Origin of the sequence: Clostridium chromiireducens, assembly GCF_002029255.1 — a bacterium.
Classification (GTDB): Bacteria; Bacillota; Clostridia; order Clostridiales; family Clostridiaceae; genus Clostridium; species Clostridium chromiireducens.
In genome coordinates this window covers 64,698-81,753 of the sequence record NZ_MZGT01000011.1, presented here as the reverse complement: position 1 = coordinate 81,753, position 17,056 = coordinate 64,698, and the positions used below count along the sequence as shown (strand labels likewise).

General features: G+C 31.0%; 13 protein-coding genes. 6 read left to right on the top strand and 7 right to left on the bottom strand.

Annotated elements, in window-relative coordinates:
* Positions 1–27: 27 nt before the first annotated feature.
* Both CLCHR_RS05485 and CLCHR_RS05480 read right to left on the bottom strand, forming a co-directional pair.
* Complete coding sequence (locus CLCHR_RS05485) at positions 28–1,101, bottom strand: DUF4392 domain-containing protein (protein ID WP_079438695.1); 1,074 nt, start codon at positions 1,099–1,101, stop codon at positions 28–30.
* Between the two features lie 10 nt (positions 1,102–1,111).
* Positions 1,112–1,960 (bottom strand): D-amino acid aminotransferase, encoded by an 849-nt coding sequence (locus CLCHR_RS05480; RefSeq protein ID WP_079438694.1) that lies wholly within the window; start codon positions 1,958–1,960, stop codon positions 1,112–1,114.
* Positions 1,961–2,810: 850 nt separating this feature from the next.
* Between CLCHR_RS05480 and CLCHR_RS05475 the strand changes: the two genes are divergently transcribed.
* From CLCHR_RS05475 to CLCHR_RS05450, 6 genes are all read left to right on the top strand, one after another.
* Positions 2,811–3,983, top strand: a complete 1,173-nt coding sequence (locus CLCHR_RS05475) for an ABC transporter substrate-binding protein (protein WP_079438693.1) — start codon at positions 2,811–2,813, stop codon at positions 3,981–3,983.
* Positions 3,984–4,205: 222 nt separating this feature from the next.
* On the top strand, positions 4,206–5,090 hold the full coding sequence (locus CLCHR_RS05470; protein ID WP_079438692.1) for a branched-chain amino acid ABC transporter permease: 885 nt from the start codon (positions 4,206–4,208) through the stop codon (positions 5,088–5,090).
* 9 nt (positions 5,091–5,099) lie between these two features.
* Entirely contained in the window at positions 5,100–6,146 is a 1,047-nt protein-coding gene (locus CLCHR_RS05465; protein WP_079438691.1) for a branched-chain amino acid ABC transporter permease, read from the top strand.
* Position 6,147: 1 nt separating this feature from the next.
* Positions 6,148–6,918, top strand: coding sequence for an ABC transporter ATP-binding protein (locus CLCHR_RS05460; RefSeq protein WP_079438690.1), 771 nt, complete (start codon positions 6,148–6,150; stop codon positions 6,916–6,918).
* A gap of 1 nt (position 6,919) precedes the next feature.
* Positions 6,920–7,624 carry an ABC transporter ATP-binding protein gene (locus CLCHR_RS05455; RefSeq protein ID WP_079438689.1) on the top strand — a complete coding sequence of 235 codons (705 nt, stop codon included), beginning with the start codon at positions 6,920–6,922 and terminating at the stop codon, positions 7,622–7,624.
* Between the two features lie 43 nt (positions 7,625–7,667).
* Positions 7,668–8,291, top strand: a complete 624-nt coding sequence (locus CLCHR_RS05450; protein ID WP_079438688.1) for a cytidylate kinase-like family protein — start codon at positions 7,668–7,670, stop codon at positions 8,289–8,291.
* 197 nt (positions 8,292–8,488) lie between these two features.
* Here CLCHR_RS05450 and CLCHR_RS05445 read toward each other — a convergent pair whose 3' ends face one another.
* The 5 genes from CLCHR_RS05445 to CLCHR_RS05425 form a co-directional block, all read right to left on the bottom strand.
* A complete protein-coding gene (locus tag CLCHR_RS05445) occupies positions 8,489–8,944 on the bottom strand; it encodes an Lrp/AsnC family transcriptional regulator (RefSeq protein WP_079438687.1) in 456 nt (151 codons plus the stop codon).
* Between the two features lie 402 nt (positions 8,945–9,346).
* Positions 9,347–9,904, bottom strand: a complete 558-nt coding sequence (locus CLCHR_RS05440) for a class I SAM-dependent methyltransferase (RefSeq protein ID WP_079438686.1) — start codon at positions 9,902–9,904, stop codon at positions 9,347–9,349.
* A 506-nt stretch (positions 9,905–10,410) separates the two neighbouring features.
* Positions 10,411–11,991 carry a reverse transcriptase family protein gene (locus CLCHR_RS05435; RefSeq protein ID WP_079438685.1) on the bottom strand — a complete coding sequence of 527 codons (1,581 nt, stop codon included), beginning with the start codon at positions 11,989–11,991 and terminating at the stop codon, positions 10,411–10,413.
* Positions 11,988–13,808 (bottom strand): hypothetical protein, encoded by a 1,821-nt coding sequence (locus tag CLCHR_RS05430; RefSeq protein WP_079438684.1) that lies wholly within the window; start codon positions 13,806–13,808, stop codon positions 11,988–11,990. Before CLCHR_RS05430 ends, CLCHR_RS05435 begins: the two co-directional genes overlap by 4 nt.
* Positions 13,798–16,797: a hypothetical protein gene (locus tag CLCHR_RS05425; RefSeq protein WP_079438682.1), complete on the bottom strand. Its 3,000-nt coding sequence runs from the start codon at positions 16,795–16,797 to the stop codon at positions 13,798–13,800. The genes CLCHR_RS05430 and CLCHR_RS05425 overlap by 11 nt, the downstream gene beginning before the upstream one ends.
* Positions 16,798–17,056: the final 259 nt, after the last annotated feature.

The following is a 17,056-nucleotide window of genomic DNA, read 5'->3' as shown; positions in this document are numbered from 1 at the left end:
GCTTTCTTCCTCCATCCTTTAGATTCTTTACATAACATTTTCATAGAAACCTAATTCAATGACCTTTTCAAACCATGTGGCACATGTCTTTTCTAATTTGATAGCATACGATACACATTCTCTCATTAAATTAACCATTGAAAGATTTAGAGATAAACCAAAACCATCTATAGCAGGTACTAGCCATCCATACATATCTATCATTCCACTTCTTGATGCAACCACCATTGCTTCTTCTTGTAATTCTTTTGTATGTAGTATATCTAAATCTTTCCTAAGATAAGCAATTGCTGCAATTAATCCATAGCATCCCCAGTCTGAGACAGTAGCAGTTATAATATTATCTGCTTTTGTGTCCACTGCAATTCCTCCATTACATCCGCAATTACATTTTCCTTCAGCTGCATATGGAATATATTCTTCCAAATGCTCTTTAATAGTCCCCATACCTATTTCATTTCCAAGATCTCCTATTGCTATATTAAGAACGCCTTTATCCTGTAATTTAGTAAATAGAATATCTTGCTTTGCTTCTAATTCAGTAACATCTAAGCCTACAGCATTATGATAGGTACCAACAGAATTAGCCCCAGGACATTCAATACTGATAACTGCACCTGGTAATCCCTTAGATATAATTTCATCAGCCTGTTTTTCAGCCTCATTCACATCTTTTGTAAATGCTACAGCTGATATGGATATGGGATATTCATTTAATTCTTCTATACTATCATAGAAATGCAATCCCATTACCTGGGCTAGATTTTTAACAGCCTCCATATTGTCTTCAGGACATATAATAACTGGTTTTACATTAAAAGCCTTAATTAAAGATCTTGCTAAAAGAATAGAGCTCACAATGCCATCCATTTCAGCCTTCTTAAACGGAAGCAGTACAAATCCAGTCATTATATAAACCAAATCTCCTTCTTTTAATGTATTCACTAACTTTTTTGCAGCATTCGTAGTTAGAGGTTCCTTTGTATATTCCCTCGAAGCAGAATATAAAATTCGGCATACCCCATATCCTCTTGGATCTAAATTCATTAAATTATCTAGATTTTCTCCCAAATTAAATATTGTTAATTCTTCTTGATTCATATGATGCCTCCTACTCTGCCTTTGTTTCTTCTAAAAATTCTACTAATAGCGCATCCTGTAATTTCTTTACAATCTCTGGAGCCTTTCCTCCTACGGGCTTTCCATCTATTTCACAAGCAGTTATACAAAATTGACCAGAACTAGTAACTATAACTTCATCTGCTTCCATCAATTCTTTTAATGTGAATGCTGTTTCGTCAACGGGAATACTAAATAGCTTACACATTTTGATGAGATGAGCCCTTGCAATCCCAGGTAATATCAAATTATCTGCTGGTGCAGTTTTTAAAATACCATCTTTTAGAATCGATACATTACTATGAGCGCACTCTGTCACTCTTGTGCCTCTATGAAATACGGCTTCCTGGCATCCTGCTTCCTCGGTTTTTTGAGCCGCCATTACACTTGGTAATAGATTTAATGTTTTAATATTACAGTGTAAGAATCTCGTATCTTCTAAGGTGATTAGTTTTATTTTTTGTGACATATCCTTGATTTTTAAAGGCTTTAACATAATCCACAAGTTTGCTGGAACTTCATCTCCTGGAAAGGCATGATTACGCATTGCAGTTCCTCTTGTTACCTGCCAATAAACAAACTGTTCTCCTGAATCTACTTTCTTCACCATATCTTTTATAATTTCTTTTACTTGTTCCTTTGTATAAGGAATTTTTATCTTTAATAGACCAGCGCTATTAAAAAAACGTTCAATGTGCTCGTCCAATGCAAAAATCACATAATTTCTACTATAGGTAGCATCATAAACTCCATCGCCAAAATAACATACACGATCATTCATAGGTATTGTCATTTCTTCTAATAAACCGTACTTCCCATTATAATATCCCAAATTCTCCATATATATCTGCCTCCTAAATTTTATTCGATAGCTAGCATCTGTAACACTCCCACTTATTTAAGCAGGAGATAACGGCTGCACCCTCCTGGACATTGTATTCCCTAAGGGTATTGGTTCAACTAGGATTCAACTGGGGATAAATCCCCACCTGAACCAACTTTCACTTTATATAAAATAAAAAAACCAGATACATCTTAGACGGTGAAATTTGACTTCTTTGTCTAAAATATATCTGGTTTGTAAAAGTAAACCATTGTCTTAAGTCCATCATATATTTCAGAAAAAATTTTTTCAATATTTTTTATAAATACAGTTTATTTTATTGTTTTTATATCTTTTTCAAAAAATTTTATCGTTTTTTAATATTTTTAACTTTCCCAAAGAAATTTTTTACGTTTTGAGTGGTTTCTTTTCATTTTAATTTAGCTTTTTATCGCCTTTTTTTCCTCCAAATTATAATACCTACAAACCCAGTAAATTACTGCTTTTATCCTATCTTTCAAATTCATATTTGATTTTATTTTTTTCATAATTAAATAATTTAAGAATAATTTTTTTCATAAAATAACAATTATTATCTATATTGACAAATAAGTTATTTATAGTATTATATAGCATATAACCAAGGGCTGGTGTAAAAAACACTAGTCCTATTTTTTTTATAATAAGTTTTCAGAATTATCAATTTATCTAATGTCTAGCCACTGTAATACTCTTATTTCTCAAGCAGGAAATAACAGTGTCATGACCCTAGATAAGTTCATATAAGATTCAAACGGGATTAAACCTTATCTGAATCAACTTTCACTTATTATGAAATATTAAAAAATTTAAATATGGAGGGGTTATCATGATAAGAAAAACATTATTGAAAAAAACATTAGGGGCTATGACAGCAATAATGCTGTCAACTACACTGATTGTCGGTTGTAGTGAAACTGCAAAAGTAAGTTCATCTAATAGTGGTGGTGACACGATTAAGCTCGGAGGAGTTTTCCCATTAACTGGCGATGTTCCTGCATTAGGTGCAGCTATGGACAATGGAGCAAAACTTGCAATTAAAGAAATAAATGCAGCCGGAGGAGTTAATGGTAAAAAATTAGAATTTGTTGTTGAAGACGATCAAAATCAAGCATCAACGGCTCCAAATGCAATTACAAAATTAATTACTCAAGATAAGGTCGCAGCAATAATTGGAACATATGCAAGTAAATGTTCAATTCCAATGGCGGCAGTAGCGAAAGACTCAAAGGTAGTTATGATTACACCAGGGTCAACAAACGAAAAAGTAACTACTGAGGGTGGAGATTATGTATTCAGGGCATGTTTTATAGATCCATTACAAGGTAAAGTTGGTGCACAATTTGCTGCTCAAAACTTAAAAGCTAAAAAAGTAGCCATGCTTTATGATGTTGGTAACGACTATTGTGTAGGTATTTCAAAAGAATTCAAGAAAAACTTTGAATCTCTTGGCGGTACTGTAGCTTATGAAAAAACTTACAATGCTGGGGAAAGTGACTTTAAAGCATTCCTAACAGAAATTAAAGATTTAAATGTTGATGTTCTTTATCTTCCAGATAACTATTCAACTATAGGATTAATAGCAAAACAAGCAAGAGAAATTGGTATAAAAGCAGCTTTACTTGGTAGTGATTCATGGAGTGATCCAGGTCTAGTTCAGGTTGGTGGAGATGCAGTTGAAGGGGCATATTTCACAGATCACGTATCATTAAAATCAGATAATGCTGCAATCAAAAAGTTCGTTGATAATTACAAAAAAGAATATAACAGCGATCCAAGTGCCTTCTCAGTACTTAGCTACGATTCAGTATATATTGTAGCAGAATCAATAAAGAAAGCTGGAAGCACAGATGAAGCTGCACTTAAAGATGCAATGGCAAAATTAGATGTTGATGCCGGAACTACTCATTATAAATTTGATGATAAACACAATCCAATAAAGAGTGTTGTTATTAATAAAGTTGTAAAAGGACAATTTGAGTTCGAAACTGAAATCAAATAAAAAATAATTAACGTGAGTTTTCACTTCATGTTAATTAAGGCACATGAAAAAATAGAGAGTATCTTTGATTTATTATTTCCTTTCATGTGCCTAAATTTAGCTTATTAGGGAATCAAAGAAAAATAAAGTCTTATATATTTAATATCAAATGACTGTATAAATAGTCTAAGCACCGATATGTGTAAGCTTTTAATACAGCAATTTTAAAGGAGAGAGATTGACATGAGTACTTTGTTACAACAAATTGTAAATGGCATATGCCTTGGTAGCGTATATGCCTTAATAGCTATCGGTTATACGATGGTGTACGGCATTATTAAGTTAATTAATTTTGCCCATTGTGATATTTATATGGTTGGTGCTTTTACAGGATACTTTGCAGCAACAGTATTAGGCTTTGGATTTCTTCCATGTTTGCTTTTTTCTATGATTTCGTGTGCTGTTATAGGTATGTTAATTGAAAGAATTGCCTATAAACCACTTAGAAACTCACCTAAGGTTACACTATTAATTACTACCATGGGTATGGAACTTTTATTGCAGAATTTTGTAAAAACTGATTTTATTGCAGGACCAAATACAAGAAACTTTCCACAAGTAATTCCTTTGGTTTCTTATAAGTTAGGTCCAATAACTATTAGTAATCTTCAAATAATCGCACTTGCAGTCACAATATTACTATGTATTATATTACAATTTATAGTAAACAAAACTAGAACAGGCAGAGCAATGAGAGCAACCTCTTATGATAGAGATGCTGCAGCCCTAATGGGAATAAATATAAATAGAGTTATTTCTTTAACTTTTGCTTTAGGTTCAGCACTAGCTGCAACTGCTGGTGTACTTGTTGGTATGCTTTATCCTAGACTTGAGCCTGCTATGGGCGTTATGCCAGGACTGAAATCCTTTGTAGCAGCGGTTCTAGGAGGAATTGGGGTTATACCAGGAGCAATGTTTGGAGGAATTGCAATGGGACTTATTGAGACCTTATCAAAGGTATATATTAACTCAGGTTTATCAGATGCAATTGCTTTTTCAATTTTAATTATAATTCTTATTGTAAAACCAACTGGCTTATTTGGTAAGAAAGACAATGTGAAGGTGTAGGTGATAAGGATGGATAATAATATAACCAAAAACGAAAAAAATCTAAGCTCAAACTTAGTTAAAGCTATATATACAAGATACGTAATTACATTCGTAGTACTTTTAATAATCTATGCTATATTAATGTTCTTTGTTAATCAGGGAATAATTAGTGACTATATTCTTAGACTTATGAAGCAAATTGGAATTTTCTTAATTGCAGCCTTAGGACTTAATCTTATATTAGGTTTTACTGGACAATTTACTATGGGACATGCTGCTTTTATGTCTATAGGAGCATACGGTTCTGCAATAATGACTAAGAATTTTAATATGCCCTTCCCTATTTCTTTACTTGTTGGAATAATACTCGCAGCAATACTCGCAGCTTTAATAGGTTATCCAATTTTAAGACTTAAGGGTGATTACTTAGCTATCTGTACTTTAGGTTTTGGAGAAATAGTTAAAGTATTAATTCAAAATATTGATTATGTTGGAGGTGCTAGAGGTATTTCAGCAATTCCGACAAAAACTTCTTTCTTGATGGTATTTTTATCAGCTGCACTTTGCTATGCAATATTAAAGAATTTGATCAACTCTTCAAAAGGCAGAGCAATTATGTCTGTCAGAGAAGATGAAATAGCTGCTGAAGCAATGGGTATTAATTCTACAAAATATAAAATGATTTCTTTCATTATAGGTAGTAGTATGGCTGGTCTTGCAGGTGGTCTTTACGCCCATTTTAATACTTTTATTGATCCTGCAAGCTTTAACTTTGCTAAATCAATAGAGTTAATTACTTATGTTGTATTAGGTGGTATGGGAAGTATATCTGGAACTGTCCTTGGAACTTCAATCCTTATTTATTTGCCTGAATCCTTGAGGGGACTTAGTGATGTAATGAAGGATTATCGTATGCTTATATATGCTCTTTTACTTGTAATAATGATGATTTTCCGTCCACAAGGTATTCTTGGAACAAGGGAAATTTCAGTAACTAATATAAGAAAATTTTTTAAGAAATTTAAAAATCCATCATTAAAAAACATAGAAGAAAATAAAAAGGTTGGTGAATAGCATGTCTTTACTTTCAGTAGAAAATTTAACAATAACGTTTGGTGGTCTAACTGCTGTTTCTGACGTAAACATCGAAATAGGCGAACATCAATTAATCGGTCTAATTGGGCCAAACGGGGCTGGTAAGACGACTCTTTTTAATATGCTTACTGGTGTTTATAAGCCAACTCAAGGAAAAATATCATTAAATGGAGAACGTATTGATGGAACTAAACCTTATAATATTACCTCAAAACGTATAGCTAGAACTTTTCAAAACATTAGACTTTTTCCTGAATTAACTGTACTTCAAAATGTTATGATTAGTTTCAACTTTCAAGCAAAATCTGGTTTGTTAGCCTCTATTCTTAATACTCCAGCTCAAATATTTGAAGAGATTAAAATGAAAAAAGATGCTATAGATATTTTAAAGATTTTCAAACTAGATGATAAGGCAGAAGAATTGGCTAAAAATCTTCCATATGGTCAACAAAGAAGATTAGAAATAGCTAGAGCTCTAGCTGCTAAACCCAAACTTTTACTTCTTGATGAGCCAGCCGCTGGTATGAATCCGCAAGAAACTGCAGAGCTTACTGAATTAATACGTTGGATAAAAGATGAATTCAAAATTTCAATTTTACTTATTGAGCATGATATGAAGCTTGTAATGAATGTATGTGAATATATCTATGTACTTTCCTTCGGCCAAATTATTGCAAAAGGACTTCCAAAAGAAATTCAAAAAAATCCTCAAGTAATTGAGGCCTACTTAGGAAAGGGGGCTGCGCAATAATATGTTAAAAGTTAAGAATATTAATGTGTTTTATGGGGCTATTCATGCAATTCATGATTTAAGTCTTGAAGTAAATGACGGAGAAATAGTGACTTTAATCGGGGCTAATGGTGCAGGAAAAACAAGCACTCTTAGAGCTATTAGTGGCTTAAACATAATAAAATCTGGTGAAATTACCTATGATAATAAAATAATTAGTAATTTAGGTGCACATAAAATAGTAGCTCAAGGAATTAGCCAAGTTCCTGAAGGAAGAAGGGTTTTTGGCGACCAGACAGTAGAAGAAAATCTTCTACTTGGTGCTTATTTAGTTAAAAATAAAGCTGAAATTAAAGAATCAATGGAAAAGGTATTTAATTGGTTTCCAAGGGTAAAAGAAAGAAGAAAGCAATTCGCTGGAACTCTATCGGGTGGTGAGCAGCAAATGCTTGCTATAGGTAGAGCACTAATGGGAAATCCAAAACTTCTACTACTTGACGAACCATCTATGGGACTTGCCCCTATTGTAGTTGAAGAAATATTTGAAATTATAAAAAATATTCGTAAAGATGGAACTACCATTCTCTTAGTAGAACAAAATGCCAATGCAGCACTTCAAATTGCAGATCGTGGATATGTTGTTGAAACAGGCAGCGTTGTATTAAATGGACCAGCAGATAAATTATTACATGATGATTCTGTTAGAAAGGCATATTTAGGAGAATAATAAAATGTGATATAATTGTTGTATAGAGAAGGAGGGGAATTACATGGATAAGTTTGTAATTGCAATAACTAGAACTTGCGGAAGCGGTGGAACAACAATAGGTAAAATGCTGGCTAACGATTTTGGGATAAATATGTATGACAGGGAATTGTTACGTCTAGCTTCAGATGACAGTGGTATAAATGAGGCCCTATTTGCTAATGCAGACGAAGGTGTAAAAAACAGCTTACTGTATAAAGTTTCAAAGAAAATATACAACGGTGAATTAATTCCACCTGAAAGTAATGATTTTACTTCAAATGATAATTTATTTAATTATCAAGCTAAGGTATTACGTGAATTGGCTGAAACAGAATCATATGTTGTAATAGGACGCTGTGCTGATTATATTTTAAAAGATAAACCAAATGTGTTTAAGATTTTTATTCATGCATCTGAAGATTATTGTATTAAACACGAAATGGATATCCTTGGCGCTTCAGAAAAAGAAGCAATTAAGGAAATTAAGAGATTAGATAAATATAGAAGTGAGTACTACTATTATCATACAGGTAAAAAGTGGGAAGATGTTAAAAATTATGATTTATCTCTTGATACAAGTAAATTAGGTTTTGAAAAATGCGTTAAATATATTAAAGAGTATATAAAATTAAGAATGGATTCATAAAAACAATATATAGATATACTAAAAAAACATGCCTGGAACTTAACTTCCAGGCATGTTTTTTATACGATTAAATGGAACATACTTTGGTTTACTAAAACTAAGAAAATACTTTTATTTAAACTTTTAAATCTCAAAATTAAATCCTTATGGCTCAATGCGAATAATATGTATAACTTTTTACTAAACAAAAATCTATATTATTCATCTATTTCGGGTATTACGCTATATACATTTTTTACGTCTTTTAAAACAAAATGCGTTTTTGTAGATGACACACCCTCTAGACTCTTTATCTCTCTATGAATCCTTTCAAGATGATCTGATGATCTACAGAATACTTTAAGAATAAAATCAAAATCTCCAGTAAGATAATAGCATGAGACAATATTAGGGTTTTTCTTAATTGAAGTAGTAAAAGTTTCATAAAACTTTGGGTGCTCTAAACTAACTTCCATTAAAGCACTCATATCATTTCCTAATTTCTTTTGATCTACTATGATAGTATAATTTTTAATTATATCATTTTTCTCCATTTTCCTTATACGTTCAAGGACCGCCGAAACTGATAAATGAATTTCCTTACTTATATCTGATGCTTTATTCCTCGCATTAGACATTAAACATTTTAATATTTTATAGTCCATTGTATCCATAAATAACCCCCAACTATTATCTTTGTCTACAAATATTATAATCTCTGAAAATGAAAAAGTCTACAATATGAAATTTATGTGTTTATCTCACTTCTACTACAAAACGTTATATTTTTCTCACCTATTATATTCTGATAAATGTCATTTCTTTCTTCATGTTCCTCCTCATAATATTTGTACATGTTAATATATATTCACAATATATGTTTCAAAACTTAAGCGAACATACAAACAACGAAATAAGATACATGTATGTGTAATCTGCATGTAAAAATAAGCTATTGAAAGTGCTTAATGGAGGTTGTCCTTTTAGTACTTTTCAGCGAAATTTTAACTAATCAGATGAAACATAAATGTATCTTATTTCGGTTAGTTACCGTCTTATTTTAAGTTAACAATAGATTAGGTATTTTGACACTTCAAAACATAAGCTGGTGGAATATTTAATATTACTCTCTCAAAGCTTATATCTTCAAAATAACTTGCTATATAACCTTTCTTAAGTAATGTATACTGAAAAGTTATAAATAATCCATCTTTCTTTAATATATTTTTAGTATTCTTTAATATTTTATTTGACATACTCTTAGGAAGGCTTGCAAATGGTAATCCCGAAACCACGTAGTCTACCTCACTAACATTATATTTTTTCAGGTGTTTATCAATATTTTCAGCGGAATCATTCACTATTAAAACATTACTGTAATCACTATACTTCTCCTCTAGCTGCTTGCAAAACTCTTCATTATATTCCACAAGAATCAATACTGTATGATTCTTTAGATTTTCAACCAGCTTCTCAGTGAATACCCCTGTTCCTGGACCGTACTCTACAATACATTTTGCATTTTCAAAGTCAATATCATCAGACATTTTTTCAGCAAGTTTTCCTGAACTAGGTGCTACAGCGCCTACTGTTCTTGGCGATTTAAAATACTCAATTAAGAATTTTAACCACATGATACTACAACCCTCTCCACTCATTTCTTAGTTTAGAATACATATTTTATTCAATCTTCGTCTCATAAATTTAATAAAATATACATTCTATAGTAAAAGAGATTACCTCCACTTAAATAGAACTGGAGATAATCCTAATATAGTTGGATAGATTTCTTGCTAACTATTCTTGTATTTGGTTGTGACACTTCAGCGTAGCACCAATACTGTCGCTTAACCGAAGGATCGGTTTTAAAAGCGCACAGTATTGGTAGCGTAGCGAATTGCGCGCAACCTGATGATGTGTGTCTAACAAATCTCCACCATGGCGCACCACCATAGTATAAAGGCCAAGAAACCTATCTCTTTGATTCAGCTTTACCTCAATCATTATAACATATTAAGGAAATTGATTCAACTTTTTACATAATATTAGTAATAATAAATTTGTACTTCTAATAATTTTAAGTTTTAATGTATTAAACTACGCGTACCTATATCTGTCTACCTTACAATTAAAAGTATTTTTAAGAATATGGAGTATAAGTTAATTCTTTTATTAAATTCGTGCCCTCCTCAATTATATTTACATATCTTTCCTCATTGACACTTTTGATCCATGAAACCATCCCACTTATTTCATTTATGGTACTCATCGGCACCTTTTCTCCACTCTTTATAAGTTTCTTAGAATTATAAATTGCTGCTCTTAGTGTTTTTATCCACTTTTTAGGCACTCCGATTTCGTGGTTATTTATAACAATCCCAGTGATACATTGACGATTGTTATTTCTTAGAAAATGTGTTTTTTTATGATTTATTTTAAACCCTTCTTCCATTACTATTTTTGATGTTAATCCTATGAAATTCCTAAGTTCTTGCTTATTTATTTCTTGTTTAAAGCTAAAACTCATATCGTCTGCATATCTTGTATAACCACAATTATTTTTTAATGCCATTCCGCTTAATCTCTTATCCAACTTGCCGCAAATAATATTTGTAATCATAGGACTTGCTGGCGATCCTTGAGGTAGAATTCTATTTGATGTTTTAACATATTTTATTTCGCCTCTCACTTCTATAGGCATTCGTTCGCAATAAGTACAAAGCATAGCAAGAAGTGATGAAACATATCCTGAATAACCAAATGATTTAAACATTCCTCTAACTCTTTCGAATGTTATAGTTCCAAAGAAATCTTCAATATCTATATTAATTAATAATGGAACTCTTTCCTGGGCAGATCTCTCAGTATCAATATTTTTACTTATTCTGCTATCCTCAATTATTACATGTTTTTCATCTATTGCATGAGCCTTCGCTCCTGAGACAACTGACCTTCCTCTTAGAAATCCATGTGCATAATGTGATACAGGAATTTTTGATAAAATTTTCTCTAGGATTTTTCGTTGAACATTTTTTAAGATAGATTTTGGAGCTGCTATATTTCGTTCTCCACCTTTTTTCTTTGGAATTGTGTATCTATGATAATGATCTAGTGTTACTACATCTCTATGAAAGGCTAAGAATCTCAGCTTTGTGTATTCAATCTCAAACAATTCAGATAGCTCTTTATCATCTTCAATAATAGGCAATCCTAGTGATAATAATCTCTCCGTATCGCTCTCCTTGTCAAAAAGTGAATTAGAATAACCTTTACCGATAAAAACAATTCTTCTTTCTTTTTCTTTCTTCCAATCTTCACTTTTTTGCTCTTTTTCAAGTGCCCTTTTTTCTTTTCTCTCCTTACGCCTAGCTATAGATTCTTCCATTATTGCTTTCGCAACATCTGATCTAATTTTTTCATAGTCCCATGTCTCATTATATCTTTTTTTAAGCTCACGAAGTTTCTGATTTATTTTATCTTTTTCATTATACAAGTCAGAAATTTGTTTTATTATTTTTTCATATTTCTTTATTAAACTTTTTCTATGTGCATATTCCTCTTGCGTCTCATTTTCTTGTCTTTCATAAGGTGTAGGTAAATTCTTTGGCCAAAATCCATATTCCTGCATCTTTAATAAGGTAAATTCTTTTTTACCCATTTGATTTACTATTTCTCTATAGTCCTGCCTTTTATTTTTAGATGTTTCTTGATTCTCCATCATAATAAACTCTCCATAATATCATTTATTTTATATTCTCTATCTTTTTCTAATTGTAATCTTGTAAATTTTGAAGATATTAAATATAGTGCCAGAATATGTGCACATGGAGCTGAAATATTTCTAGGTCCCCTATTAAACTCTCTGCATTTGCATTTCACCTTAGAAATTTGTCCATCTTCATCTATCTCTAATCGAGTTTCTGTTAAATCATGTTCTCTATTATAGTCTTCTGTTCCTCGAAATTTCCAATTCTTATATTTACTATTAGGCATTTTGAAGGAATGTTTAAATATAAACTCATTATTTTCTTTTACCCCTACTGAGAAATTATCCATTCCTTCATTCATAAACTCTTTAACTTTAAATTCTATTTCTGTGGTTTCATATAATTCTTTCGGAATAGGTTCATTGCATAATTTTCTAAACCTTACAGTATCATTTATAGCATCAAAATAACCTTCACCACGTTTTAAGAGCATGCCAACTCCAGCTTTAATTTCTGCTTTGTCTTTAGCATTTGAATCTGTCTTTAGATAATCATATATGCTTTCCATGGATAAACATCTTTTTTCTTTCAATAAATTATAAACTTTGTCATAGTTTCCATCACCAATAAATCCGCCCAGAATGTTAAGGGCCGTTCCTTTAACCCAATCATTAGATGACCATGATGAAAATCCTATAGTCATTTTCATTGTACCAAGGTCTGCTGTAATAAATTGCGGCATTCCAAAACCAAGTAACCTTACTTTGAAAGATTTAGCTAAAGGAATTATTTTTTCTATTACTAACCATCTCCTTCTTCCCCATATTTTTTCCTCTCTATATTTTTCTCCATTATATATTGCTTTTAATGTCATTTCACTGCCAAAGGGTTCAAAAATGATTTTAACTGGCTCTTGAGGCGCTAATATCCACTTCATATATCTCGGACTTTTTTGTTCTTTATGCCTTCTTAAAAGTGAACAAATATCATATATATCAGTAGGGGATAATTCTATATTCGTACCTCCTAAACTTGCAGCTGATGAAACCTGGTTAAATCCTTTTATCCAAGTTTCCGGCAAATCTATTTTCTTTTCCATATGCTCTGGAATTATCCCCGTATCTACTGTAAAACCTTCTGGATTAACTGATAATTGAACCTCATTATAGGTTCTAAACCTTTCTATTTCTTTAGCTAATTTAGATGAAAAATCTATATTAGTAGTACCCAATTCAGGCTTTTGAAGAAGTTCAAATTCCTCCATATCTATCGATAAACACCCATAGGTTGACTCATCTATTGAAAAGGCCTCAAATGAAACTTGATCTGGATGTACTGTTATTACCGGGTCTAACACAAACCAAAGATCTAAATCCCTATCTTTTATAAATTTCCAAAAATCCCTTTCAATCTTGTAGTAATCTTTCCATATATCATGATTATCAATTTCCTTTTTAAGATTATTTTTAATATCAATAAACTTGGATATCCGACTATTATTTTCATCCAATGTATTTAATAACCCACTTATATTCTTATTTAAATTTTCCCTAACTCCCGGCAAATATTGTTCATGCTTGAGAATTCTCCTCTCAATTTCATTCTCAAGCCATTCAAAGAACTCTACTCTTTCTTTTTTCTTTATACGAGCATCTGAAATAACAATTTCCCGAAGCATTAACATTGCATCTCTAAAAATTAACGGATGCTTTAACTTACCTAAGAAGGAAACTTTTTCATCTCTAGAAAGATCTGGACTAAGACCTAAAATAGTCTCTTCTCCTTTGTTTACACACATCGATGGACTTGCGTATTGATAATTAACCTTCAATTAGAACGACCCCCTTTCTAATTTGGGCAAGAGTAGTAAGAGCGCGCTCTGAATCTTTTATTATATTTGAGCCTCCAATATCAAGCAAAATATCCTCAACTTCCTCCCGTTTATCAATATATTTTAGTACAAATTTTGGAATAGCCTCATAGAGATTGTCTTTACTTCTAGAAATCTTATTAGGCAAGAATAGCAAAGTCCTAATATAATATATAAAAAGTTCCTTATCTCCATTGCCTAAATTATTTAATATCTCGTTTGTCTTGTTAGAAATATAGGCCTTAACTTCACTTGATGTGTGTTCTAACATCTGAATAATGATCTCTTTAGGAATCAACTCCTTATATATTTCATCTAGTTTTCTAATTCCAAAAGAATACACCTTATTAACAGGCGAATCTATTATCATAGCATGTAATTTTCTTCTTTTTTCTTCAGTCATGTTATCAAAAATTTCTTCTGCCTTTTTATTAAGGATAGTAATATCTGATTCAAGCATGATTAGTAAAGTTGAAAATCTTAAACTTAGTTCCTCATTACTTTCAGTAATTGCTGTAAATAATACAGTTATCATTTTCGAAGTGCCCGTTTCTAATATACCTATAAAATCCGAATCTGAAGGCAATTTCTTATTTTGTATTGTTTCAAGTATCGAAATAACTTGTCTACTCCTTTGTGAAATAGCCTTAGTCACTTGTTGTATTTTTGCTTTCTTAAGTAAAGCGTCTAATTCTTCATAGGATACTGAGAATATAACTTCTTCGACAAATTCATGAATCCAGTCAGATATTTTATTAGCATTGCATATTTCATAAATCATATTTTCTAAAAGATTTACTTTTTCACTTTCTGAAACCTCCTGTATTTTGCTAGTAGAAAATGAAAGTATATCTTTAATTTCTTTAGAAAAATTAACCCTTGTGAACTTTTCACTATTTTTTATGATAGCTTTCACAAAATTAAAGTATTCACTTGCATCTAAAAAAAGTAAGTTTTCTTTAAACACTTCAGACCATTTTTCAAAATTATTCATCCTAATTAAAACTACTAAATCACTTGCTGAAAAAGCTCCATTGGTTTTATTCATATAGTCTCTAGCCAAATCATGATTTTCCTTCTTGCAACTGTTCATTAAAGCAAACATTATCTCAAATTTAAAGATACCAACAGACTTTAATTTCTCTGAAAGTAATTGCCTAAAAATATTTGCAAGTGGTTCATAAGATCCCTCTGTTAATTTTACTAATTTTGTGTAAGGCATATTATTTACAAATTGTTTAGTATTCTTAGAATCTTTCAAAATATAATAACAAGCCTTTAAAACTGGGTCTATTTTTGCTTTGCTAGCAATATCTAATACATCTTCAAGATGATTGTCCCAAATTTTCTTCATAAATTCATATCGCCCTTGAAGCTTCATTAATTGATCATTTTCCATCCACCTGCTTCTAGCTTCCCAGTTTTCCCATCCAACAGGTGGTTTATCCTTAAATTCATAGTATAAGTAATGCTTTAAAATCTCATTAAATTGAAAGTTACCTCGAAATTTACATACATAATCATGTTTTGTATAGCTTGTTAGTAGAGATTTCATAGCTTTCATAAATCTCTCTGGATCATTTTTTACATAAGAATCAATAATTTTTTGTATATATCGTTTATAGTATTTTAACTCTTTCGTCTTATCATTACCTCTAAAATAATATGTGAGCCTTGGCGCATCTAAGTAATATGCTATTTTTCCAATAACATCTGCAAGTCCATAAGCTTCCGCTTCTTGTATTGTATTTTTTAGTTCTAAAGTATTTAATATTACGCCATCACTATAATTACTTATCTTATAACGCTGGGAGCATCTCTGCTCTATCCATTTACGCTTAGAATAATCGTATCTTCCTTGATATTCCCTTAGTAGTCCTTGATTAGCATACTTTCGATAAGTTGCCCCTTCAATTATCTTCCCCTCTAAGATATTGCTGTCCTTAATCCTAATAAGGTGCAGATCCATATATGGTAATGATTCACAAATGGATTTAGCTCGATCTTCTTTTAATTTATCATCTAAAGTTGAAATATATATTCGTGCGCATCTTTTTACACCCTTTATATAACTTTCTTCTCCCCAATGTATTTCTGATTCATAAATAATTTTTGCTTCTTCAACTAATATTGAATCCTTCCTTTTTGCAAGTTCCAAAAATAGACCACTTACGTGCTCAGTACTTCCTATTTTAATAAGATATTCGTACATTGCTTTTGATGGCTTCATATCAAGTAACTCGTTTAATCTCTTTTTTCTGGAATAAAGATTTTCATTACTTACTAGATCATAAATTAGTTGATAATATTCTAAAAAATCTTCACTTAATTCTAAAATTTCGTTAGGATGCTTTGCCAAGATAAAATCTTGAAAGTTAATGCCTTGCTCCTCAATTTTTTCTATACATTCTTTATAAGAAAATTTAAAGTAAGGTAATATAATCTGCTCTTCTGATTTTAAAATCACAAATTCTTGTACTGTATAATTTTCATCTCTTTTCCAATAAGATTTTATTCCAGTCTTATAATACATTTTGGGTAAATTATTTCCTCTTCTATTATGATATCCTCCCTCATCTATAATTTTTACAGCTTGGAAAGCAGGAAAATGTCCTTCTTTTCCTTTGAATACTGCATAACTAGTGTATTTCACATTATCTTCTAAAACTCTATTAATTGGTTCTCCATCATCCTCAGTACTCTTAAATTTATGTTCACCATAAAGAATGAGAAAGGAAGGATTATTATCGTTATCTCTACCCCATAAGACTACACTTCTTATAGGACTACAATCCTTTTTCCATATTCTTTTTTTACCCTTTGGTTTTTCAACTAAAATTATGTTTTCAGATTCCTTATCATTTACGTATATTTCTTCATTTACTTGTTCTTTAGATTGCCATAATGAGAAAATTGATTTTAAAAAACCATTTTCTTTAAACGTTGACATAATAATAAAACCACCTTAACTTTATATTTGAAGCTTTTACTAATTTGTATCAAATATTAAATAAAATTTATCTTCCTAATAACCATATAACAATTTTACATTATATGGTTATAACTTCCAATTTATTTTTTTATTTAGGATTAATTATTTCTTAAGTTGATAAGTAAAAATTGACTCAAAAAAACATATCATATAAATTTCTATAGATAAAAAAAATCATACACAAAAAGAATCTAATCTCTTCATACATGATTTTTAT